Below are 23,033 nucleotides of genomic sequence, written 5' to 3'. Positions count from 1 at the left end.
GGATGATGCTCACAGCGCACCCGCCAGCTGGCTGTTCACGATGCCGATCAGCTCGGCCGGGGTCTTCACCTCGACCAGCCGGTCCTCGGGGATCGTGACTCCGAAATCGCGTTGGATGCGCGAGGCGGTCTCGATCAGCGCCAGCGAGTCGTAGCCCAGGTCCTCGAATTCCACCTCGGCGATATCGCCGGCCAGTTCGGGCGCGGTCTCGTCACCGCCGGCGCACTCCACGAGAATCCGCCGCAGTTCGTCGATCGTCATGGTCATCTCTGCTCCTCGAGTTGCTGTTGGTCGGGCATGCTGTCGGTCGGATGGCAGTTCAGCGGTCGGCGCTGCGCACCACGACCGCGGAATTGAAACCCCAGCGGCCGCGGGCCAGCACCAGGGCGGTGTCGATAGTGGCCGGGCGGGCATCGCCGCGAACCAGGTCGATCCGGTAGGCCGGATCGGGGGTGACGGTGGCGGCGGTCGGCGGGATCACCCCGTCGCGCATGGCGAGCACGGCGGTGACGATGTCGAGCGGCCCGGCGCCCGAGAACAGCCGTCCGGTCAGGGGTTTCGTCGCGGTGACCGGTACTCCGGCGGGGCCGAAGACCGCTTCCAGGGCGGCGGCCTCGGCGCGATCCTGCTCGGGTACGCCCGCGGCGTCGGCGAACACCACATCGACGTCGGCGGGCGTGACCTCCGCATCGGCCAGGGCCAGTTCGATGGCGCGCCGCAGGCCCGGCGGCCGCCCGGAATCGGGATGGGGGTCGAAGGTCTGGGCGTACCCGGCGATCTCGCCGTAGACGTGCGGAACGCCGCGGGCGCGGGCCGTGGCCGGGTCCTCGACGATGAGCATGGCCCCGCCCTCCCCGGGCACGTTACCGGCGGCTTCGACATCGAAGGGCAGGTACGCGCGCGCCGGATCGGTTGCGGTGCTGAGGGTTCCGCTCGCGACATGGGAGGCCCAGCCCCACGGGTCGAGTGCGGAATCCACGCCGCCGGTCACCACCAGCGGCGTGCCGCGCCGCACGGTGCGGCGGGCGTGGCCCACCGCGTCCAGACCGCCGGCCTGTTCGGCGACCATGGCACTACTGGGTCCGCGCATACCGTGCCGGATGGAGATCTGGCCGGTATTGACCGCATAGAACCAGGCGAAGGATTCGTAGACGCTGACGTGCTCGGGGCCCATCGACCACAGCTTGTTGAACTCGCGGTGGGTGAATTCGAAACCGCCCGAAGCGTTTCCGGTCACGACGCCCATGTCGTAGTCGGTCAGCTCGCCGGTGTCGGCCTTGGCGTCGTCGATGGCCCATTGCGCCGCCACCAGCGCCAGCCGGGTGGAGATGTCGGTCTGGGGCAGCAGCCGGCTCGGCAGGTGCTGTGCGGCGTCGAAATCGGCGAGCTGCCCGGCCAGTTTGGCGCCCGAGCCGGCGGTGTCGAAGCGGGTGAGCGGGCCGATGCCGCCGCGCCCGGCCAGCACCGCCTCCCAGAACTGTTCGGTGCCAAGGCCGTTCGGCGCGATCACGCCGACTCCGGTCACGACGGTCATGCCGCGACCTCTTCCGTCCGGCGCAGCACCATGGCGCTCTGGAAACCGCCGAACCCGCTGCCGACGGTCAGCACGCTGTCCATCCGGTGATCGCGGGCGTACAGCGGCACATAGTCCAGATCGCATTCCGGGTCGGGCTCGTGCAGGTTGGCCGTCGGCGGCACCACCTGATAGTCCAGGGCCAGCAGGCAGGCGGCGATCTCCACCGAGCCGATGGCGCCCAGCGAATGGCCGACCATGGATTTGATCGAGCTCATCGGCGTGCGATAGGCGTGCTCGCCGAGACTGCGCTTGACCGCGGCGGTTTCGTGCCGGTCGTTCTGCCGGGTGCCGGAACCGTGGGCGTTGATGTAGCCGATCGCGGTCGGGTCGATGCGCGATTCGTCCAGGGCTACCCGGATCGCCTCGGCCATCTCGCGGCCGTCGGCCTTGAGACCGGTCATATGGTAGGCGTTGCAGCGGGTGGCGTACCCGGTGATCTCGGCGTAGATGCGCGCGCCGCGCTTACGGGCGCTCTCGAACTCCTCCAGCACGAACATCGCCGCGCCCTCGGCGAGCACGAAACCGTTGCGGGAGTTGTCGAACGGCCGCGAGGCGTGCTCGGCGTCGTCGTTGCGCGGGGTGGTGGCGCGAATGGCGTCGAAGCAGGCCACCACGATCGGGGTGATCGGGGTGTCGGAGGCGCCGGCGATCATGACGTCGGCCGACCCCTCGCGGATCAGCTGCACGGCGTGCCCGACCGAGTCCAGGCCCGAGGTGCAGCCGTTGGAGACCATCGCGACCGGGCCTTCGGCGCCCACGCTCCAGGCCACCTCGGCCGGCATGACGCTGGGCACCATGTAGTCGAACATGTAGGGCGAGAGGTGATTCTCGTCGAGCACCCAGCTGCGGCCGGAATCCGACAGCACCAGGTATTCCTGTTCGAGGCTGGTCGCGGCGGCGACCGCGCTGCCCAGGCTCACGCCCACCCGGAACGGGTTGAGCGTGTCCATGGACAGTCCGCTGTCGGCGACGGCTTCCCGGGCACACACCACCGCGAACTGCGCGGCACGGTCCATGCGCCGAATCTCGCGGCGCGACAAGCCTTCCGCGATCGCGTCGAAATCGGCCTCACCCGCGACCTGCGAGCGATAGGGTGAGGCGTCGAAGAAACTGATCCGCCGGGTGGCGGTGCGGCCCTCGGACAACAACTTCCAGAACCCGTCCTTGCCGGATCCGCCGGGCGCCCGCACGCCCAGTCCGGTGACGACCACGCGCCGGCTCACCGCATACTCCCGAATCGGTTGGCGTACATAGCAACTCTCCTTCGCGCCGAACAATGGTGATCGAAGCTCCGATGTCTGCTCCTGAGCTTCGGGCACCCGGCTCCAAGACCGCTCGAGCGCTGCGCTCGAGCGATCCTCGAGGCCCGGCTGGGAGAGTTACGGTCAAGCGGGTCGGTCGAGTTCCGAGGTCGAGTTCCAGCCGATCAGATAGCCCGCATGCCGGGACTCCAATACTTCGGCCACCGATTCGTCGGCGGCATTGAGAATATCGAGGTGTAATTGCCGCAACTTCCAGCACGGATCCAGGCCCAGTTCGCGCTGCATGACCTGCGCGAAATCCTGATAGACCTGCAATGCGCGATAACGCTGCCCGGCGCGGCACAGCGCGTACATGTAGTAGGCCTGCATGCGTTCGTGCAATGGTTGTTCCGCGGTCAATCGCGCCAGATCCGGACAGACTTCCCGGTGGTCACCTATTCGTAATTGGGCTTCTATTCGCCTTTCCTGATTCACCAGCCGCAATTGCTGCAGATGGGTCAATTCGGCATTCAGTGGATTTCCGGCCTCGACATCGAGTAGCGGCGGGCCGGTCCACAGCGCCTCCGACGCGGTGTACAACTCGACAGCCCGGCGATCATTGCCGACCCCGGCCGCGCAGCGGGCGGCCTCGGCCATGATCCGGTAGTCCTTCACATCGAGCACGCAGTCGCGTGCGTCGAACAGGTATCCCTTGCTCCACGTGCGCAGATACCGGTCCGCGACCTCGCCGTGCTCGATGTCCAGGAACTCGGCCATGCGTTTCCTGATACCCAGCACGTAGGTCTGCACCACGGTGACGGCACTTCGTGGCGGATTCTCGCTCCACAATTCCTCGATCATCGTGGATACCGGCACCACGGACGAATGCCGGACCAGCAGCAAGGCCAGTAATTGCCTCTGCTTCTGCGCGGTTGGCGTGGCATTCCGATTCTGCAGCGCAAGCGTTAGCGGGCCCAGTACGCGGGCATAAACTGGCTGTGTCACGGGGCGCTCCCTATTGTCTTTTCTCGATCAGCGCGAGAAATGAACACCCACGACACTGTAGGCAAGTCCAGGGTAGCCTTCGGTAAGTATCCGGTTCGTGAACAAACCGTAATTTGATGGTTAAAGGCAGCTGCGAATGAGACGCCTCCGCTATCGGTTTATCGGGCGCCTGGATAAAGAATGACTGATCAAATATTCACCCGCCACTCGGAATGCACGTGCATCGCGGCCGGCGTACACGCGGGGCGCGACATCGGCCGAAAGGACGCCGATACCGCTGAGGTGCGGTTATCTTGGACGCGCGCCCAGTCCTTTTCGGCTCGGACCTGACCTCGAGGAGTTCGATGCGCTCGTTCCTTCGCCCCGCCGCCCTCGTCCTCGTCGCGACGCTCACCGCGCTGCTCACCGGCGCCGCCGGCGCATCCGCGACGCCCGGGCCGGCTTCACCACTGGGGGACGGCTTCTACTGGGGCGTGGCGGCCTCGGGGTTCCAGTCGGAAGGCCATGCGCCGGACAGCAATTGGGTCCGGTACGTCAACAGCCATCCCGACTACGACCGGTACGGCGACAGCGTCGACTTCTACACGCGGTACGCCTCGGACATCGCCCTCGCGAAGGGGCTGGGGGTGAACGTGTACCGGATCGGGGTGGAGTGGGCACGGTTGCAGCCGCGGCCGGGAATGTGGGACGACGCGGGATTCGCCTTCTACGACAAGGTGATCGCGGCCATCCGGGCGGCGGGGATGCGGCCGATGCTGACCCTGGACCACTGGGTGTATCCGGGGTGGGCGGCCGAGCGCGGAGGGTGGGCGCGCGACGGGATGGTCGAGGACTGGCTGACGAACATGCGGGTGGTGGTGGATCGCTATGCCGGGTTCGATCCGCTGTGGGTGACCATCAACGAACCGGCCGCGTACATGTTGAACGAGGTGCGCAACGGCGGGCTGCCGATCACTCAGCTCGGGGTGATGCAGGACCGGCTGGCGCAGGCGCACAACAGCATCTACGACTACATCCATCAGGTGCGCCCCGGCGCGATGGTCACCAGCAATGTCGCCTACATCCCCGGGGCCGACGATGCGGTGAACGGGCCGATGCTGCAGCGGATCGCGGGGCGGCTGGACTACCTCGGGATCGACTACTACTACGGGATGTCCCCCGGCTCCGCGGCGGACTACGCCGGGTTCGCGCGCTCGGCGCTGTGGGAGTTGCCGTTGCAGCCGGAGGGCATCTATTACACGCTGCGGCACTTCAGCAAGCTTTTCCCCGGCAAACCGCTCTACATCGTGGAGAACGGGATGCCGACCGAGAACGGGACGCCGCGCGCGGACGGGTACACCCGGGCCGACAACCTGCGTGACGACATCTACTGGGTGCAGCGGGCGGCGGCCGACGGCATGAACATCATGGGCTACAACTACTGGAGTCTCACCGACAACTACGAGTGGGGTTCCTACACACCGCGATTCGGGCTCTACACCGTCGATGTACTGACCGATCCGAGCCTGACCCGCCGCCCGACCGACGCGGTGGACGCCTATCGCGGCATCACCGCGGCCAACGGCGTACCGGCCGGGTATCTGCCCACCCGCGCGCCCGCCTCCTGCTCGCTGGTCGATGGCGTCGACAGCTGCGTGAACCCGGTCACCATCCCCCGATAGCACGACACGCACCGCGCTGCACGGGAATCCGGCTAACTGACAGCTACGCTCCGATCGGGACGTTTCCGACCCGTTGTCCCGAGAAGGAGTCCCGATGCGCGCACGGCTGCACCGTCTCGCCCTGGCCGGATTGGCTGCCGCCACGACGCTGCTGCCGGTCGCCGGCGCCGCCCACGCCACCCCACCCGCGCCCGGTGCGCACGGGGTACTGGGCTCGGACTTCCTGTGGGGCGTGGCGGCCTCGGGCTTCCAGTCCGAAGGCCATGCGGCGGACAGCAACTGGCAGCGCTACATTCGCAACAATCCGGGCTGGGACACCTACGGGCAGTCGGTGGACTTCCGCTCGCGCTACCCCAACGACATCGCCCTCGCGGCGAGCCTGGGGGTGAAAGTGTTCCGGGTCGGGATCGAATGGGCGCGGGTGCAGCCGACACCGGACGGGTGGGACGAGGACGCGTTCGGGTTCTACGACGACGTGGTGAACACCATCATCTCCGCGGGCATGCAGCCGATGCTGACCCTGGATCACTGGGTGTATCCGGGCTGGGAGGCCGCGCGCGGCGGCTGGCGCAATCCCGACATGGTGGCCGATTGGCTGGCCAATGCCCGCAAGGTGGTGGATCGGTTCGCGGCGCGGAATCCGGTGTGGGTCACGGTGAACGAGCCCGTCGCCTACATCATGCACGAGGTGCGGCAGAACGAGACCGATGCCGACGAGATGCTGGACCGGATCGCCGATGCGCACAATCAGATCTACGACTACATCCACCAGGTGCAGCCGGGCGCCCAGGTGACCAGCAATGTGGGCTATGTGGCCGGAGCCGAGTCCCAGGTCAACGGGCCGCTGATGGAACGCATCGGGGACAAGCTCGACTTCATCGGCGTGGACTACTACTTCGGGCACGAGCCGCCCAAGAACAGCGTGAACCAGCCCGACGGGTCGGTGCCGCCGCCGGCCGGGATGTGGGAGCTGCCGATCCGGCCCGAGGGCATCTACTTCGCGCTGCAACACTATTCGCGCATGTTCCCCGACAAGCCGCTGTGGGTGGTGGAGAACGGTATGCCCACCGAGGACGGCAAACCGCGCGCCGACGGCTACACCCGCTCCGACCATCTGCGCGACACCGTGTACTGGTTGCAGCGGGCCAAGGCCGACGGGATGAAGGTGATCGGCTACAACTACTGGAGCATCACCGACAATTACGAATGGGGTTCCTACACACCGCGATTCGGCCTGTTCACCGTCGACGTGCGCAATGATCCGGAGCTGACCCGCACCCCCACCGATGCCGTGGCCACCTATCGCCAGATCGTCACCACCGGCGGTGTGCCCAGCACCTACACCCCGGTGCGCGCACCCTCGGATTGCGTGCTGGTGGATCCGCCCGCCAGCTGCGACTCCCCCGTCACCGTGCCCTGAGCGGCGATGGGCTCAGCTGTCGAGTTCGCGTGCGGCGCGCATGATCTCCTCGGCGAGGGTGGCCCCGCCGACTTCGCGGGCGATGGCCTGCAAGCGGTCGCCGAACCGGTCCAGGTCCACGCTCGGCCCCTCGCCGCCGTAGCTGGTGCCCGCCGCATCGCGGAAGGTCTGCACGATATCGTCGGCCAGCACCGCGATCTGACTGCGAATCAGCTTGCGCAGCACGCCCGAGAGCGCCACATCGGTGCCCACGTCGTAGAGCACCAGCGCGCCGGTGAGCATCGCCGGTTCGGGCACCCGCCAGCCCTCGCCCTCGCGCACCACGTAGCCCTGGCCGAGCAATTCGTCGAGGATCTCGGGGCGGCGGTCGCCCAGCAGTTCGCTCAGCTGCTCGTCGGTGATGATCTCGTCCTCGCGCGGCAGCCGCGGATCGAACACCTCGCGCCAGTCGGTCTCGCGGGTGGTGTCGGCTTCGAAGACCTCGCGGATGGCTTCCAGGCGCAGCCCGCGCGCCTGCATGGCGGCGATGGCCCGCAGCCGTTCCACGTGCTCGCCGGTGTAGACCGCTTCCTTGCCGGCGCGTCCGGGCTTGGGCAGCACACCGAAGGAGTGGTAGTAGCGAATCGTGCGGGCGGGTACCCCGCTGAGTTCGGCGAGCTGGGTGCGGCTGAATCGGTCCACCCGAACAGCATAGATACAGCGAACAGCTAACGTTGACAGTAGCTACTGTCCGCGTTAGCGTAACCGCCGCCACACTGTCGACGACGACAAGGGAGTTCTCCTCATGACCCAGCGTGACACCGACTTCGATGTGCTCATCGTCGGGTCCGGCTTCGGCGGCAGCGTCAGCGCGCTGCGGCTGACCGAGAAGGGATACAAGGTCGGCGTGCTCGAGGCCGGCATGCGCTATGCCGACGACGAGCTGCCGAAGAACAGCTGGGATCTGCGCAAGTTCCTGTGGGCGCCCAAACTGGGCTGCTACGGAATCCAGCGCATCCATCCGCTGCGCGATGTGCTCATCCTGGCCGGAGCCGGCGTCGGCGGCGGATCGCTGAACTACGCGAACACGCTGTACGTGCCGCCCGCGCCGTTCTTCGCCGACCCGCAGTGGCGTGACATCACCGACTGGCACGACGAGCTGATGCCCTACTACGAGCAGGCGCGCAAGATGCTCGGCGTGGTGCAGAACCCGCACATGACCCCGGCCGACGAGGTGTTCAAGGCGGTCGCCGACGATCTCGGTTTCGGTGACACCTTCGTACAGACCCCGGTCGGGGTGTTCTTCGGCGAAGCGGGCAAGACCGTCGCCGATCCGTACTTCGGCGGCGCGGGCCCCGAGCGCACGGGCTGCATCGAATGCGGCGAGTGCATGACCGGCTGCCGCCACAATGCCAAGAACACCCTCGTCAAGAACTACCTGTACCTGGCCGAACAGGCCGGGGCGCAGGTCGTTCCGATGACCACCGTGAACACCGTGCGGCCGCTGCCGGACGGCACCTGGGACGTGAGCACCGAGCGCACCGGCGCGTGGGTGCGCAAGCGGCCCAAGACCTACACCGCCAAGCACGTGGTGCTCGCGGCCGGCACGCGCGGCACCCAGCAGCTGCTGTTCGCCATGCGCGATCAGGGCGTGCTGCCGGAGCTGTCCGAGCGCCTGGGCGTGCTGACCCGCACCAACTCCGAATCGATCGTGGGCGCGGCGACCCGGAAAGTCATGCCGGGCACCGACTTCACGCGCGGCGTGGCCATCACCTCCTCGATTCATCCGACGCCCGACACCCACGTCGAGCCGGTGCGCTACGGCAAGGGCTCCAATGCGATGGGCCTGCTGCAGACCCTCATGGTCGACGGCGGCGGGCGGATTCCGCGCTGGCTGCGGTTCCTCGGGGTGGCGCTGCGCAATCCGCTGACGCTGATCCAGTTCCTGTCGCCGTACCGCTGGAGCGAGCGCACCATCATCTCGCTGGTCATGCAGCATCTGGACAATTCGATCACCACCTACACCAAACGCGGGGTGTTCGGCCGCAAGCTGACCTCCAAACAGGGCCACGGCGAACCGAATCCGACGTGGATCCCGGCGGGCAACGAGGTGACGCGCAAGGTGGCCGAGCAGATCGGCGGCGTCGCGGGCGGCACCTGGGGCGAGGTGTTCAATATTCCGCTGACCGCGCACTTCCTCGGCGGTGCGGTGATCGGCGCGGATCGCGAGCACGGCGTGATCGACCCGTATCACCGGGTGTACGGCTACCCGACGCTGAGCGTGGTGGACGGGGCGGCGGTGTCGGCGAACCTGGGCGTGAATCCGTCGCTGACGATCACCGCGCAGGCCGAACGGGCGGCGGCCATGTGGCCGAACAAGGGTGAGCAGGACACGCGGCCCGCGCAGGGCGGCGGCTATCAGCGCATCGCGCCGGTGACGCCCAAGCAGCCGGTGGTGCCGGCGTCGGCGCCGGCCGCGCTGGTGCTGCCGATCGTGCAGATCCGCTCGGGCGGTTCGGCCGAATCCACCCCGGCCTGAGTCGTTTTTCCGCGGCGCGCTCAGCGGATGAGGCGCTGCTCGTCGGTGGCGTGAATGTGCGAGATGCCCATGGGCGAGGTCGGCGGCGGGACGTCGCCGACCGGGGCGCGGAATTCCTGGAGCGCGGGCAGGACGTCCACGTGGCGGGCGGCGTAGCAGCGGACCTGCGGCAGGGCGTGCGCGACCTCGCTGCGCTCGAGGGGTTCGGAGTCGAGGTAGCCGACCTGCTCGAGCTGCACGCCCAGGGTCTGCGCGATGCGGGCGATGGCGGCGGACTTGCGGCCCCAGCCGACCTCGACCACCGCGAACCGTTCGTGCAGTCCGTGCCGGCGCAGCTGCTCGACCGTCCAGGCCCATTCACCGCGACTGGCCACGGCGTGCATGACGCCGCGCTCGGCCAGGATGCGCAGGGCGCGCGCCGCTTCGGCCCGCGGCGCACCGGCGGTCGAATCGGACACCACGCCATCCCACAGGGAGTTGTCTACCTCCCACACAAGGACTTTCACACTCGCTACCACGTTCGCGCCCCTATGGTCGATCCAATGTTCCCCTTGTCGTGTACTCACGACGACAGGTAGCAAACTACCGGTAGCTCGGGGGCGGGCCGGAACCCCACTTTCGGGAACCGCCCCGCGCGTGACATCGTAGGGGCTGTCTGGGCCACAGTGCCACCGCTACGTGGCGATGGTCCGGCCGGGAATGTGGAGCGAAAGGGGCGAGGCCATGCGGCAGCGCTGGAGACCGGCGGGCGCGCTGATCGTGCTGGCGCTCGGACTGAGCGGATGCGGCGCGGCCGAGGAATCGGCGCCCGTGGTGGTCGGTTCGGTGGCGCCCGCCGCGGAGACCCAGGCCGCTCCGGCAACCTCCTCGCCCACCGCGCAACCGATCGCCGCGCCCACCTCCTCGGCCGCGCCGCTGGTCGATCCGTACGCCGATGCCGCGCTCATCGAGCGCACCGAATGGACCGACGCCGTCGACGGCCGCCGGTTGCTGGTGTATCCCACCCAGGCCGGTCGCGCCGATGTCTTCCCCACCGCCGGAGAACGCGCGTGGCAGGAGGTCGTGACCCAGTCCCCCGATGCCGACACTCCCGGCATGCGCGATCAGTTCCTCTGTCACTGGGAGTGGGCGCGGGTGGTCGCGCCGAACAAGCCGAGCTGGAATCTGGAGCCGTGGCGGCCCGCGGTCGGGTACGAGGCCACCGTGAACGCGCTGTGCAATCCGGGCGGACCCGAGCGCTGAGCGGCCCGCCGCACCGTCGCGGGGCGGAATAACGAGAAGGTACCGACGAAAGCGCCTGTCTGCCAGAACCTTCGAGTAAACATCGAAACATGCGTATCGTGGGTGAGGTCGAATCGCGTACTCCTCGGAGGGAGCGACGGTGCGGTCCTGTGCGCCTGCGTCCACCGCCGGGTCCTCCCCCGCCCGGGAGCCGGCGTCGCCGGGTACGCGCGCGCAGTTTCCCGCCCTCGCGCAAACCGATGCGGTGTATCTGGATTCGGCCTCCACCACCCAGAAGCCGCTGCCGGTGATCACGGCGGTGCGGGGTTATCACGAATCGCGGACCGCCAATGCCGGGCGCGGGACCTATCCGTGGGCCTCGCGGGTGACCCGGGAGATCGAGGACGTGCGAGCACGGATGGCCGGGTTCGTGGGGGCCGAACCGGAGGAGATCGTGTTCACCGGCGGGGCGACGGCGGGGCTGAACGCGGTGGCGCTGGCGTGGGCGCTGACCAATCTCGGTGACGGTGACGAGATCCTCTACAGTCCGCGCGATCATGCCTCGAACGTGTATCCGTGGGTGCAGTTGCGGCAGTTGCTGCAGGGTTTCGGGCGGACCGTCCGGCTGGTTCCGTATCGGGTGAATGCCATGGGCGAGGCCGATATCGGCGATATCGCCGCCAAGCTCTCCCCGCGCACCCGGTTGATCACCGTGGCGCATCTGCATCACGTGTTCGGGGCGCTGACCACGCTCGAGGAATTGCGCGGGGAAATCGATCCGCGGATCGCGCTGTGCTTCGACTGTTCGCAGAGCGGCGGGCATCTGCCGGTCGACGTGCGCGAACTGGGCGCCGATTTCGCGGTGTTCGCCGGGCACAAGATGTTCGGGGCGCCCGGCACCGGGGTGCTGTATTGCGCGCGCCGCCGCCACGGCGAACTGAGCCCGTTCCTGCCCGGCGGCAATTCGGCTGTGACGCTGGATGATTCCGGCCTGCACCCGGGAGCGATGCCGCGGCGGCTGGAAGGCGGCACGCCCAACATCGCGGGCATTCTGGCACTCGGTGCGGCTTTGCGGGTGCTGAACGACTACGGCATGGACGCCGTCGCCGCCCACAACCGGGCGCTGACGATCGCGTTGATCGCCGGATTGAGAACGGTCCGGGGCCTGGAGTTCGCGCCCGGACCGGCGTACGCGCCCTGTGAAACCGGGTACGGGATCGTGTCTTTCACCCTCGCCGGGATCAGCGCCGCCGATCTGGGTTTCGTGCTCAGCGAATACGGGTTCCTGGTCCGCACCGGCGCGCACTGTGTGCCGGACGGCGAGACCGACGCCGATTCGGTGCGGGTGAGCACCCACGTCTACACCACCTTCGACGAGATCGACCGGTTCATCGAGTGTGTCGCCACGATTGCCGAGGAGGTCGGTTGACGATGAACGGTTCCGAACCGCGCTACGATCGCCGCGCCGCGTCCCGGGTGCTGGCCGTGCTGGCCCGGCCCGGACTGGGCGCGCCGCCCGCGACGCCGCCCGCGCGGCACGTCGAATACACCAGTACGCCATTGCGTCCCGAGCCCGGTTCGCATCTGACGCTCTCGCAGCGGCTGTATCTGGAACGGTTCATGCGGCCGTGCCGGGCCGATCAGGTGGTGTCGGCGACGCATCGGATGACGTGGACCGATTCGGACGGGGTGCCCAATACCGGGTTCTATCATTCCGGCGGGCTGGGGCCGATCGTGCCGATCGCCATGCGCGAGACCGTGCTGGCGCTGTGGCACTCGCTGAACGCCGACGAAGCGCTGGCGCAGCGGATTTCGGCACTGGGTGCACGCGAGCGCGCGGTGCTGGAAGGCACCACCACCGATCACGAACCCCTGGATATCTTCCGGGTCGGGATCGAGGCGTGCGGGCGGGCGCTGGCTCAGCACGCGCTGCTGGCGCGGTGGACGCCGTATCGCAGTGCGGCCGAATTCGCGCTCGGGATGCGGGATTCGGGGATCTATTCGGCGGTGGCGACGCGCTGGTATTGGGAGTTGCAGGCCTCGAGTTACCGGCGCGGCATGATCGCGGTGACCCTGGCGACCCAGCCGGACGGGACGGTGCGGTATTCGGCCGAGACGGTGGCCACGCTGCGGTCGATGAAGGACTCCACGATCGCCGACGCGCATCGGGTCATGCGGCGCGCCACCAATGTCGAAGGGTTGTCGGTGGCCGAGGCCATCGCCAAATATCACGATGAGCTGGATGTGATCTCGCGGCAGTACGCGCTGTTGCCGCCCGGGACGCGCCCGGCCTGCCTGGCCGCCATGCCGCATCAGCTCGACGGGGAGCATTACAGTCTGCTGCCGGTGGTGGTGGACCGGTTCACCGAGACGTTCACCGCGCTGGTGGGGCGGTTGGCCGTCGGGGAGGTGCCCGCCGAAACCGGTTCCGAGACCGAGGAAACCAGCGCCGAGGATCAGGTGTTCTGGGTGCCGGACATGACCTGTCAGCATTGCGTGCGCACCATCACCGGGGTGCTGGAGTCGATGGGGATCGGCGTGCACGATATCGATCTGCTCAGCAAACGGGTGGTGGCCGAATTCCGGTCGCCGCGCAATCGGTTCCGGGCGTTCGAATCACTGCGCGACAGCGGATACAACCCGACCACGCAGGTGCCCGCGGCGGCCGCCTCCGAAACGGCCGTATGACCGCTGCGGCGCCGCCGGGGCTGCCGGCGAAGATCCATCCGCTGGTGCGCGCGTTCCTGGATGCGCCCGGCGCGGTCGAGGATGCGCTCAAGGGCGGGTCGTCGCCGGCGCATCTGGTGTTTCCGCAGGTGTTCGCCGAGAATCTGGAGCGGTTGCGGACGGTGCTCGAAGCGGGTGTGGGGCGGTATCGGATCTGCTACGCGCACAAGGTGAATCAGTCGCGGGCGTTCGTGCGCACGGCCGAGGCGGCCGGGGTCGGGATCGATGTGGCCTCGCCGGAGGAACTGGCCAGTGCGGGCGGGGCGGGGTTCGCACCGGAGCGGATCGAGGTGACCGGGCCCAAGGGTGAGGGGTTTCTGCGGGAGCTGGTCGGGACGGGGGTGACCATCAGCGTCGACAATGTGTGGGAATTACGGAGAGTGGGCGAGCTGGCGGCGGAGTTCGGGGTGGTGACGCCGGTGCTGGTGCGGTTGAGCGGGTTTCCGGGGACGCCGGTGAGCCGGTTCGGGGTGCCGGTGCGGCAGCTGGACGAGGTCCTGGAAGTGCTGGTAGCGGACCGGGCGCGGATCGGGTTCCGGGGGTTCGCTTTTCACCTGGATTCGGGGGAACCGGCCGAGCGGGTGCGGGCGGTGGAGGCATGTCTGGCGGCGACCGAACGCGCCTACGAGCACGGGCTCGCGCCGTCGGTGCTCAATATCGGCGGCGGGTTCCGGCAGGTGTTCACCGCCGACGCCGACGCCTTCGACCACTATGTGATCGCCTTGCGCGAGGCGCTGCTGGGTCGCGGTGAAGCGATGGCGTGGGGCGGCAATACCTTCGGCTTCCACCTCGACGGCGGCGCCGTGCACGGCACACCGGTGTTCCACAAGTACGCCAATACCGTTCCTGCCGACCGCATGCTGGCCGAACTCCTCGCGGCCGGACTGGAATCACAGGGCGGGCGCGAGTTCGGGCAGGTGGCCGCCGAGAACCTTCTCGAGGTGTGGCTGGAGCCGGGCAAGGCGCTGGTCGATCATGCGGGAATCACGGTGGCGCGGGTGGAGTTCCTCAAGGAGACCGCCGACGGCTCGCTGCTGGCCAATCTGGATCTCAGCCGCGACACCGTCACCCCGGCCGATCAGGAAGTCATGGTCGATCCGCTGCTGATACCGGCGCGCCCGCGCACCGAAACCGGTGCGACGGGGGTGTTTCTGGCGGGGCGGCTGTGCCTGGAACGGGATCTGATCACCAATCACAAGGTGTGGTTGCCGGCGCGGCCCGAACCCGGGGATCTGATCGTGTTCCCCAATACCGCTGCCTACCATATGGATTTGTCGGCAGCGACCGCATCCATGCATCGACTGCCGCCCAAGCTGGCGGTGACGCGCGAACGTGACGGGTTCCGGGTGTGCCGGGACGGGGACTACCAGCCCGAGCGGGGGCGGTAATGCGCTACGACCACATCACCGAACTGATCGGCAATACGCCGTTGCTGCGGCTGGATCCGGCGGTGCACGCACTGCCGAATGTGGAGTTGTACGCCAAGCTCGAATTCTTCAACCCGTTCGGGTCGGTCAAGGATCGGGTGGCGTGGGGCATGATTCGCGACGATCTGGACGAGATCGTCGCGCGCGAGCAATCGCTGATCGAGGCCTCGAGCGGCAATACCGCCAAGGCGTTGCGGATTCTGGCGGGGATGCGCGGGGTGCGGTTGCGGGCGGTGACCAACCGGATCCGGGTGGGTGAGGTGCGAGAGCTGTTGCAGCTGTTCGACACCGATATCGAGGAGCTGCCCGGGCTGTCGGAATGCCCGGACCCGACCGCGCCCAACGACGTGTACTCGGTGATCGAATCGACGATGGCCAAGGCACCGGGGCAGTGGTATCACCCGTCGCAGTACACGAGCGAGAAGAACATCGAGGCGCACTATCAGGGGACGGGGCGCGAGATCCACGAGGATCTGGCGCGCGACGGGATCACGCGGGTCGACTATCTGATCGGCGGGCTGGGCACCACCGGGTCCACGCGCGGGGCGGCGACGTTCCTGCGCAAGCACAATCCGGAGCTCAAGACCCTCGCGGTGGTGTCCGAGCGCGGGGACTTCATTCCGGGAATCCGGTCCGAGACCGAGATGTGGGATGTGGGGTTGTTCCAGCCGGAGTTCTACGACCGGATCGTGAGCGTGGAGGCAGGGCGGGCGGTGGACGCGACCCTGGAATTGGCGGCGCGGTACGGGGTGCTGGCGGGGCCGACCAGCGGGGCGACCTATGCGGCGGCGCTGGAAGAGCTGGCGGGCGTGGCGGATTCGAATCCGGGGCGGCCGGTGACGGCGGTGTTCATCGTCTGCGATCGGCTCGAACCGTACCTGTCCTATATCCGCAAGCGGCGGCCGGAGCTGTTCGGGAAAGCGGTTCGGGCGCAGCCGCCCTCGGCCGCCGAGCTCGAGGCCACGCCGCAGTTGTCGCCGGATGCGCTCGAGGAGCTCGATCGCGGTGCGCGACCGACCATCGTCGATACCCGGGGTGCGATGGCGTACCGGATCGCGCACGTGCCGGGGGCGGTGAACATCCGCGACGATCAGCTCGAGGACATGTTCGCCCAGGGGGTACCGTTCTCGCGTTCGCGGCCACTGGTTTTCGTGTGCCCGGTGGGTGAGGTGTCGCTGCGGTTCGCGGCGCTGGCGCGGCGGGCGGGGTATGACGCGGCGAGCCTGACCGGGGGCATCGGGGCGTGGCGGGACAGCGGCAAGGCGATGGAATCCGCGCCGCGGTTGTGAACGCAGACTTGCACACCGGCCGGTCGGTGCGCGACGGGCGCGATCGAACTGGCACGATGTGACCTTGTGGAGGTGGCGTTCGGACTAATCGCATTGGTGGCGGCCGCGGTAGCGCTGGCGGCCCTGGCCCGGCGGATCGGCGTCGCGGAACCGTTCGTACTCACCATCGCGGGGGTGATCGCCTCCTATCTGCCGTTCGTGCCCGAGTTCGACATCGACCCCGAACTGGTGCTGCTGGGACTGCTGCCGCCCCTGCTCTACACCACTGCGATTCGCACCTCGCTGGTCGACTTCCGGCCCAAGAAGGTGTCCATCACGCTCATGTCGGTGGGGTTGGTGCTGTTCACGGCGTTCGCGGTGGGCGCGGTGGTGTATTGGCTGCTGCCCGTGCCGTTCTCGGCGGCGGTGGCCATCGGCGCGGTGGTGGCGCCGCCCGATGCGGTCGCGGCCACCGCCGTCGCGCGCCGGGTGGGGATGCCGCGGCGGCTGACCACGCTGCTCGAGGGCGAATCGCTGTTCAACGACGCGACCGCGCTGGTCACCCTGCGCACCGCGGTCGCGGCCATGGCGGGGACGTTCACCATGTGGGAGGCCGGGCTCGACTTCCTCGGGGCGGCCGGCGGCGGGGCGCTGATCGGCGCGATCGCGGCCACGGTGCTGGTGTTCCTGCGCAAGCGCATCACCGATCCGGTGCTCGACACCAGCGTGTCGCTGCTGGCGCCGTGGGCGGTGTATCTGCCGGCCGAATCGGTGCACGCCTCCGGGGTGATCGCGGTGGTGACCTGCGGGCTGATCCTCGGGCACGGGGCGCCGCACTGGCAGAGCGCAGCCTCGCGGATCGCCGAGCACACCAATTGGCGCACCATCGCGTTCATTCTGGAGAGCGCGGTGTTCCTGCTCATCGGTTTGCAGGTGCGGCATATCGTCGAGGACGCCTGGCACAGCGATCTGCCGCACTCCACGCTGATCGTCACGTGTGCGGCGGTGCTGGTGACGGTCATCGTGGTGCGGCCGGTCTGGATGTTCCCGGCCACCTATTTCGCCTGGTACGTGGAGGGGCGGCGGCAGGGCAAGCCGAAGCCGAACTGGACCGGGCCCGCGGTGGTGTCCTGGGCGGGCATGCGCGGCGTGGTGACCCTCGCGGCGGCGCTGCTGCTGCCCCTCGATACCCCCGAAGTGGCGACCTTGACGCTGCTCGCGGTCGTGGTGGTGGCCGGAACCCTGCTGTTGCAGGGCATTTCGCTGCCGTGGGTGGTGCGGGCGCTGAAACTTCGCGGGCCCAGCCATGCCGAGGATCTGCTACAGGAGGCGAACCTGCTGCAGCAGGCCACCGCGGCGGGTCTGGCGGCGCTCGAGGCCAATATCGTCGAGGAGACGCCGCCGGAAGTGGTCGAAGAGCTGCGCATGCGGGTGATGTACCGGGCGCGGTCGGCGTGGGAATTGCTGGGGCGCTCGGAATCCCAGCGGGTGACCCCGGGCGGCGAATACCGGCGGCTGCGGCTGGCCATGCTGGCGGCCGAACGCGAAACGCTGTTGCGGGTGCGGGATTCGGGGACCGTCGAGACCGAGGTGCTCCAAGCGGTGATGGCCACCATCGACCTCGAGGAATCCACTATCGACCGGATCGCCGAAGCCGACTCCGACGACGACCAGTATCTGCTCGCCCCGGTGGTGTCCGGCGGGTGCGAGCATCTGCGCACGGCACCGCACACCCGGGTGCCTGATCTGCCCGATGCCTGCGGGGAATGCCTGGAGGAAGGGCTGGTGTGGGTGCATCTGCGGATGTGCCTGGACTGCGGGCATGTGGCCTGCTGCGATTCCTCGGTGGGCAATCACGCGACCAAGCATTTCCACGCCACCGGGCATCCGGTGATGCGCAGTGTGGAGCCGGGCGAATCGTGGCGGTGGTGCTATCTGGACGAGCTGCTGGGGTAGCCGGGCGAGCGGCGCGGCGACCTCTCAGCGGGCCTGGTGTGCGCGAGCCGCCCGCGCTGGGCACTACCCTTGACCCGGTGCACACTGGTCAGCCCTCCAACGACGCCGAGCCCCGCATCTGGGGTGGAACCACGCTCACCGAACGCCGGGAGGCGCGGCGGGCGGCACTGCTCGACGCGGCGCTGGATCTGATCGGCGAATCCGGGGCGGGGGCGGTCACCATGCGGGCGGTGTGCCGGCGGGCGACCTTGACCGATCGGTATTTCTACGAATCGTTCAGCAGCCGAGACGAACTCCTGGACGTGCTGTACCGGCAGATCGCCGACGAGTTCCTGGAACCGATGACGGCGTTCGCGGTGGGCGACGATCCGGATCGGGATCGGGCGTTGTCGGAGGCGCTGGTGGACAAGGTGCTCGAGGATCCGCGCAAGTCGCGATTGTTCCTGGTGGAGCCGTACTCCTCGACCGGACTGGGGCAGACGACCATCGCGGTGATGCCGGCGTTCACGCGGTTGATCCAGGATCATCTGTTCGCGCATATCGAGGATCCGGTGCAGCGGCGGGTGGCGGCGGTGACCATGGCGAGCGGGAACGCGGGCATGTTCTCGGCGTGGTTGAACGGGACGTTGCGGGCGTCGCGGGATCAGATCGTGGATCATCTGGTGCAGACCATCGCGGCGTATCGGTCGATGTATCGGGGTTGAGTTCCTCGCGGTGATCGCCGCGGTGACGATCGGCCAACATTTCGATTTCCACGGGTCGGCGGCACCCGGGACCGGGCATACAGTGAGAGTAAATTCCTCTCTTCTTCCCATCTCGGATGGTCACCATGAGTGCAGTGCCGCACCAGGTTTCACTGGCCGACGACGTCCGCTGGTTCACCGGCTCGCCCCTCGCCGCCGTCTTCGGCCGGCTGGCCCTCGATCAGGTCGCGTATCGCGAGATCGCCGCCGCCGTCGATCGCACCGGCCGGTTCGCCGACAATTTCACCGACCGCGGCCTGCGCAGCGCCGCGTTCACCGTGCTGATGAGTTTCACCGATCCCGTTGACGCGCAAGCCTTCCGCGAGGAGCTCAAGCGTCTGCACCGCGATGTGCGCGGCACCGGTGTCGGCGAGTTCGCCGGGACCCGCTACAGCGCCCTGACCCCCGAATTGTGGACCTGGGTCGCCGTGAGCGGCCTCAATGCCGTGCACCAGGCCTACATCCACCTGTGCGGGCGCACGCTCACCCCCGCCGACGAGGAACTCGTCTACCAAACCCTGCGCGCCGAGTTGGGCTACCTCGAATTGCCCGGCGCCCGGGGCAAACTCCCCGAAACCCTCGCCGACATGCGCGCCTACTACGACCGCGTAGCCACCACCCAGCTGGCCGACAACGAATTCCTCCAATTCGCCCGCCACAGCTTCGAATCCCTCCCCCTCCCCACCCTGTTCGTACCACCCGCCGCCCGCCCCGCCCTGACCCCACTCTGGCGACTGGCGACAGCCGTCGCCGCGCGGCCCGTGACCATCTGCTCCTCCGGCGCAGCCCACCCCCGCATGCGGCAACTCCTCGGCGTGCACTGGAATCCCCTGCACCAACTCGAATTCACCCTCTACACCACCACCCTCAGCGCCGCCTGGCGCTATCTCCCCCGCCGCCTGACCCTGGAACCCCTGGCCTACAACCGCTATCGCTACGAACGCCTCCGCGACCTCTACCGCAACCTCCTCCTGACCTCCTTCGCCACCGCCTCCCCCACCACCCACGCAGCCTGACCCCACCCCGCCTCGCCCCACCCACCCCACCGGAACCGCAAGGCGCACCGCACAACTCACACCCCACCGCCGAGAAAATTCCCACCCTCGAACACTCGAACATACGTTCTACTCGAGGTAGTCTCCCCGCATGCCTGAACTCTCCCGCCGCGACTGGGCAACCATGAACCTCGACCACGCCCGCAACCAACTCCTGCACGCCGCCGCCTTCAACACCCCCCTCACCCCCGAACAACTCGAAACCACCGCCGGCAAAATCTCCGAAGGCCTCCGCATCTTCCTCGAAGAGACCGAACGCCCCGAAAACCCCTGGCACCCCCACTGGCCCAGTACCCCTACCCCCCACTGACCCCCGGCCGCCATTTCCCCCATCGCTCCATCCACCACCGCTCCCCGCGATCCAAGGCCGCGGCAACCCCTTCCGCCTCCCGCCACACCGCCGCGGCATCGGCCTCGGTAATCCGACCTTCGGCAACCTGTTCCGCAACATCGTCCCGGTCTTTCCACCGCCACTCATCCCCCACGATGACAATGTCGAGACCGTGGTCATCGGTGTCGAACCAGGAATCCCCACGGCGGTACGGCCTTTCGAAGTTCACATACCACCGATCCACCCGCCCCGCGGCGAAGAACCCCCACACCGAATACCGATCCCCTGCCCGGTACAGCTGCAGCACACTACTGCCGGCCCACCGTTCCTGCCCCGACCACGGATGTGGACCGAACGGATGTGGCGGAAACGTGAACGGTGCGCCATCCTCAATCCAGACGGCCAGCATCTCATCGTCGGCGACCACTCGAACAGGCATCGTCATCCACACCTGTCCGTGCAATATTTCGCGGCGTTCCACGATGGAACCGACCTCGAAGGTGCCCACCGTCCGCCGACCCTCCAGCCTACGGCCGCCGATCGAGATCGAAGATCAGATCAGCGGAGTCCACGACGAGAGCCGCATCCAACCAGCCGTTGAGTTGATCGACGTCCGAACAAGCAGTGACTCGCGCACGGACAGTGTCGTCGACCGTCAGCCCCCGCCGATCGAGAATCCGCAGGACGGTTGCCGCCAATGTCTCAGCTCGGCCTTCGGCCCTGCCGATGGCCTGGTGTTCGTGCGCGAAATCGCTTTCCCAGTGGTAGTTCTCGATTGCCATAGCCACGAGCTCCTCCCACTCCTTCCGATACCGGGCGGGTATGCATTTGCTGATGTAGTCATGGTAGTGGACGCGCAGGTCAGGCTCGAGGTGCTGCATTGCTTCGAGGACCATGGTCAGGACGTTGTGGCGTTCGGGGTCGCTCAGGTGTCCGGGGGCTGACAGGAGGGCAAGTTCAGGCCAGCGGTCTGCCTCCGCGACGGTCGTGATGGCCGGCAGCATTCCGGGCCAGTAGGTGCGCGGGTGGAATACGAACTCGGGGTGGCCGGTCTCGACGGGGGACGCGATCTTGCGGGCGGTGGCCTCTTCGGGGCAGAACGCCAGCAGGACGACCGGGCAACCGAGTCGTTGGCGGACGTGGGTGACGTAGGCGGGCCAGCTCAATGCGATGCGGTCGAGTTCTGGTGGGCCGCAGGAGTTCTGGACCTCGTGGATGATCGCATACTCGGGCTTGTCCACGTTCGTGCCGACCAGTACGAGGTCGAGGTGTAGTTCACCTGGGGAGAGCAGAGTTACCGTCTCGGGACCGGGCCGCCAGCAAGGGAGGTCGGGGATGGACAAACCGACCGTTCGGGCGATCTGGGGCGCGACTTGGGGCCGGTTACGCAGGAGCTGCAATGGAATCTCGTGACGGATGGACGGCACGAGAAAAACGTAGCTATCGATTCGAACATGCGTTCCCGAGCCATCCGGACCTGCCCGAATTCTCCGTTCTCGGGCGTGTTATGTGCTGCGCGGCGACCTCGGATCGGCCACCGCGCAGCTGACAACGACACTCAGGCGGGGTCGGGGCGGAGGTCGGCGGTGGGGTCGGCGGTGATGCGGCCGGAGTCGGTGTCGTAGTCGTAGAGTTCGCCGTAGCGGCCCCAGTCGATGGCGATGTCGAGTTGTTTTCTGGCGTCTTCGTCGGAGAAGCCGCGCTCGAGCAGGTCCAGGACGAAGTCGGCGCGGGCGGATTCGTCGGGGCTGCCGATGAGGGCGCTGCAGATGGTGCGGACCAGGGGGGCGCGGCGGCGGGCTTGGGCGGCGAAGAGTTGTTTGGAGGCTTGGATGTCGGCATGGACGAAGCGGGCGCCGACATTGGTGAGGATGACGTCGCCGGAGTCGACGGTGAGGAAGCCCAGGAGGGCGGCGGCATCGACGAGGGGTAGCAGGTCGTCGAGTTCGAAGTTGAGTTCGTCGGCGATCACGGGGAGGTCGGCGCGGCCGTCGCTGCCCCAGACTAGTTCCAGGAGGCCGGCGATGCCGCCCACCGAGGCCGCGGGCAGGGGGATGGTGAAGGGGGTGCCGGAATCGGGTGTGACGGCGGCGGTTTCGGAGTCGCGGCCGGTGAGCAGGCCGTAGATCTGGTCTACCAGGACCTGGAAGCCGGGGGCGCGGCGGTTGCGGGGGCGGGGCTGGTCGATCACCACTTCGGCGATGATGTGGCCGGGGTTGGCGCCCAGGACCACCACGCGGTCGGCGAGCTGGACGGCTTCCTCGATGTTGTGGGTGACGATGCAGACGCATTTGGTGGGAAAGTCCTTGGTGGACCACAGGTTCACCAGTTCGGTGCGCAGGTTCTCGGCGGTCAGGACGTCCAGGGCGGAGAACGGTTCGTCCATGAGCAGCAGGTCGGGCTCGAGGACGAGGGCGCGGGCGAACCCGACGCGCTGGCGCATTCCGCCGGAAAGCTCCTTGGGGTAGGCGGATTCGAAGCCGTCGAGCCCGATCCGGTCGATGGCTTCCAGCGCCCGGCGCCGGCGCGCCTCGGGAGCGATGCCGCGCGCGGCCAGGCCCAGCTCGACATTGTCCTGCACGGTCAGCCACGGCATCAGCGCGAAGGACTGGAACACCAGCGCCGCACCGGGATTGGCCCCGGTGAGCTTGCGTCCCCGATACCGCACCTGCCCGGTGGTGGGTGCGAGCAGCCCGGCGATGGCGCGCAGCAGCGTGGACTTGCCGGACCCGGACCGCCCCAGCAGCGCCACGATCTCGCCGTCGCGCAATTGCAGATCGACGTGATCGAGCACCTGCAGGCGCTCCCCGGCCGCACCGGTGAAGGACATGCCGACGTCGTCGATGTCGATGAGGACTTCGCCGGGGGTGAAGGTGGAGGTCAT

General features: G+C 68.0%; 21 protein-coding genes. 12 read left to right on the top strand and 9 right to left on the bottom strand.

Annotation, left to right across the window (positions count from 1 at the left end; translation table 11 throughout):
- Nucleotides 1-9 precede the first annotated feature (9 nt).
- From LTV02_RS09620 to LTV02_RS09605, 4 genes are all read right to left on the bottom strand, one after another.
- Entirely contained in the window at nt 10-267 is a 258-nt protein-coding gene (locus LTV02_RS09620; protein ID WP_233039647.1) for an acyl carrier protein, read from the bottom strand.
- 52 nt (nt 268-319) lie between these two features.
- Nucleotides 320-1,534, bottom strand: coding sequence for a ketosynthase chain-length factor (locus LTV02_RS09615; protein ID WP_233039646.1), 1,215 nt, complete (start codon nt 1,532-1,534; stop codon nt 320-322).
- Complete coding sequence (locus LTV02_RS09610) at nt 1,531-2,799, bottom strand: beta-ketoacyl-[acyl-carrier-protein] synthase family protein (protein ID WP_269821619.1); 1,269 nt, start codon at nt 2,797-2,799, stop codon at nt 1,531-1,533. The genes LTV02_RS09615 and LTV02_RS09610 overlap by 4 nt, the downstream gene beginning before the upstream one ends.
- 162 nt (nt 2,800-2,961) lie before the next feature.
- Nucleotides 2,962-3,822, bottom strand: a complete 861-nt coding sequence (locus LTV02_RS09605) for an AfsR/SARP family transcriptional regulator (protein ID WP_233039645.1) — start codon at nt 3,820-3,822, stop codon at nt 2,962-2,964.
- A gap of 344 nt (nt 3,823-4,166) precedes the next feature.
- Between LTV02_RS09605 and LTV02_RS09600 the strand changes: the two genes are divergently transcribed.
- A complete protein-coding gene (locus tag LTV02_RS09600; RefSeq protein WP_233039644.1) occupies nt 4,167-5,483 on the top strand; it encodes a family 1 glycosylhydrolase in 1,317 nt (438 codons plus the stop codon).
- 94 nt (nt 5,484-5,577) lie between these two features.
- Entirely contained in the window at nt 5,578-6,903 is a 1,326-nt protein-coding gene (locus LTV02_RS09595; RefSeq protein WP_233039643.1) for a family 1 glycosylhydrolase, read from the top strand.
- A 12-nt stretch (nt 6,904-6,915) separates the two neighbouring features.
- Here the strand turns inward: LTV02_RS09595 and LTV02_RS09590 are convergent, their stop codons facing one another.
- Nucleotides 6,916-7,584 (bottom strand): MerR family transcriptional regulator, encoded by a 669-nt coding sequence (locus LTV02_RS09590; protein WP_233039642.1) that lies wholly within the window; start codon nt 7,582-7,584, stop codon nt 6,916-6,918.
- 103 nt (nt 7,585-7,687) lie between these two features.
- On the opposite strand from LTV02_RS09590, the gene LTV02_RS09585 reads away from it, so the two are divergent.
- Nucleotides 7,688-9,421 carry a GMC oxidoreductase gene (locus LTV02_RS09585; protein WP_233039641.1) on the top strand — a complete coding sequence of 578 codons (1,734 nt, stop codon included), beginning with the start codon at nt 7,688-7,690 and terminating at the stop codon, nt 9,419-9,421.
- A 20-nt stretch (nt 9,422-9,441) separates the two neighbouring features.
- On the opposite strand, the gene LTV02_RS09580 is transcribed toward LTV02_RS09585, so the two are convergent.
- Nucleotides 9,442-9,879, bottom strand: a complete 438-nt coding sequence (locus LTV02_RS09580) for an HAD family hydrolase (protein WP_233039640.1) — start codon at nt 9,877-9,879, stop codon at nt 9,442-9,444.
- Nucleotides 9,880-10,144: 265 nt separating this feature from the next.
- On the opposite strand from LTV02_RS09580, the gene LTV02_RS09575 reads away from it, so the two are divergent.
- The 9 genes from LTV02_RS09575 to LTV02_RS09535 all read left to right on the top strand — a co-directional run bounded on the left by LTV02_RS09575 (nt 10,145) and on the right by LTV02_RS09535 (nt 20,128).
- Nucleotides 10,145-10,663 carry a DUF2599 domain-containing protein gene (locus tag LTV02_RS09575; protein WP_233039639.1) on the top strand — a complete coding sequence of 173 codons (519 nt, stop codon included), beginning with the start codon at nt 10,145-10,147 and terminating at the stop codon, nt 10,661-10,663.
- A 139-nt stretch (nt 10,664-10,802) separates the two neighbouring features.
- Nucleotides 10,803-12,071 carry an aminotransferase class V-fold PLP-dependent enzyme gene (locus LTV02_RS09570; protein WP_233039638.1) on the top strand — a complete coding sequence of 423 codons (1,269 nt, stop codon included), beginning with the start codon at nt 10,803-10,805 and terminating at the stop codon, nt 12,069-12,071.
- A 2-nt stretch (nt 12,072-12,073) separates the two neighbouring features.
- Nucleotides 12,074-13,330, top strand: coding sequence for a heavy-metal-associated domain-containing protein (locus LTV02_RS09565; RefSeq protein WP_233039636.1), 1,257 nt, complete (start codon nt 12,074-12,076; stop codon nt 13,328-13,330).
- Nucleotides 13,327-14,757 (top strand): type III PLP-dependent enzyme domain-containing protein, encoded by a 1,431-nt coding sequence (locus tag LTV02_RS09560; protein ID WP_233039635.1) that lies wholly within the window; start codon nt 13,327-13,329, stop codon nt 14,755-14,757. Before LTV02_RS09565 ends, LTV02_RS09560 begins: the two co-directional genes overlap by 4 nt.
- Complete coding sequence (locus LTV02_RS09555; protein ID WP_233039634.1) at nt 14,757-16,085, top strand: pyridoxal-phosphate dependent enzyme; 1,329 nt, start codon at nt 14,757-14,759, stop codon at nt 16,083-16,085. Before LTV02_RS09560 ends, LTV02_RS09555 begins: the two co-directional genes overlap by 1 nt.
- Before the next feature lie 72 nt (nt 16,086-16,157).
- Nucleotides 16,158-18,020, top strand: a complete 1,863-nt coding sequence (locus LTV02_RS09550) for a Na+/H+ antiporter (RefSeq protein ID WP_332909569.1) — start codon at nt 16,158-16,160, stop codon at nt 18,018-18,020.
- A gap of 77 nt (nt 18,021-18,097) precedes the next feature.
- The gene (locus tag LTV02_RS09545) at nt 18,098-18,724 is read left to right on the top strand and encodes a TetR/AcrR family transcriptional regulator (RefSeq protein ID WP_067708876.1); all 627 of its coding nucleotides are present in this window, start codon (nt 18,098-18,100) and stop codon (nt 18,722-18,724) included.
- A gap of 125 nt (nt 18,725-18,849) precedes the next feature.
- The gene (locus tag LTV02_RS09540) at nt 18,850-19,779 is read left to right on the top strand and encodes an oxygenase MpaB family protein (RefSeq protein ID WP_233039632.1); all 930 of its coding nucleotides are present in this window, start codon (nt 18,850-18,852) and stop codon (nt 19,777-19,779) included.
- 130 nt (nt 19,780-19,909) lie between these two features.
- Complete coding sequence (locus LTV02_RS09535; RefSeq protein ID WP_233039631.1) at nt 19,910-20,128, top strand: DUF6374 family protein; 219 nt, start codon at nt 19,910-19,912, stop codon at nt 20,126-20,128.
- Here LTV02_RS09535 and LTV02_RS09530 read toward each other — a convergent pair.
- The 3 genes from LTV02_RS09530 to LTV02_RS09520 all read right to left on the bottom strand — a co-directional run bounded on the left by LTV02_RS09530 (nt 20,115) and on the right by LTV02_RS09520 (nt 23,033).
- Nucleotides 20,115-20,657: a DUF402 domain-containing protein gene (locus LTV02_RS09530; RefSeq protein ID WP_233039630.1), complete on the bottom strand. Its 543-nt coding sequence runs from the start codon at nt 20,655-20,657 to the stop codon at nt 20,115-20,117. The genes LTV02_RS09535 and LTV02_RS09530 overlap by 14 nt on opposite strands.
- Before the next feature lie 19 nt (nt 20,658-20,676).
- Nucleotides 20,677-21,576 (bottom strand): hypothetical protein, encoded by a 900-nt coding sequence (locus LTV02_RS09525; RefSeq protein WP_233039629.1) that lies wholly within the window; start codon nt 21,574-21,576, stop codon nt 20,677-20,679.
- Nucleotides 21,577-21,707: 131 nt separating this feature from the next.
- Entirely contained in the window at nt 21,708-23,033 is a 1,326-nt protein-coding gene (locus tag LTV02_RS09520) for an ABC transporter ATP-binding protein (protein ID WP_233039627.1), read from the bottom strand.

The sequence above is a fragment of the Nocardia yamanashiensis genome (genome assembly GCF_021183565.1).
GTDB classification, from domain to species: Bacteria; Actinomycetota; Actinomycetes; order Mycobacteriales; family Mycobacteriaceae; genus Nocardia; species Nocardia yamanashiensis.
Note: the sequence above shows the minus strand (reverse complement) of the source record. Positions and strands in the feature narration are given on the sequence as shown.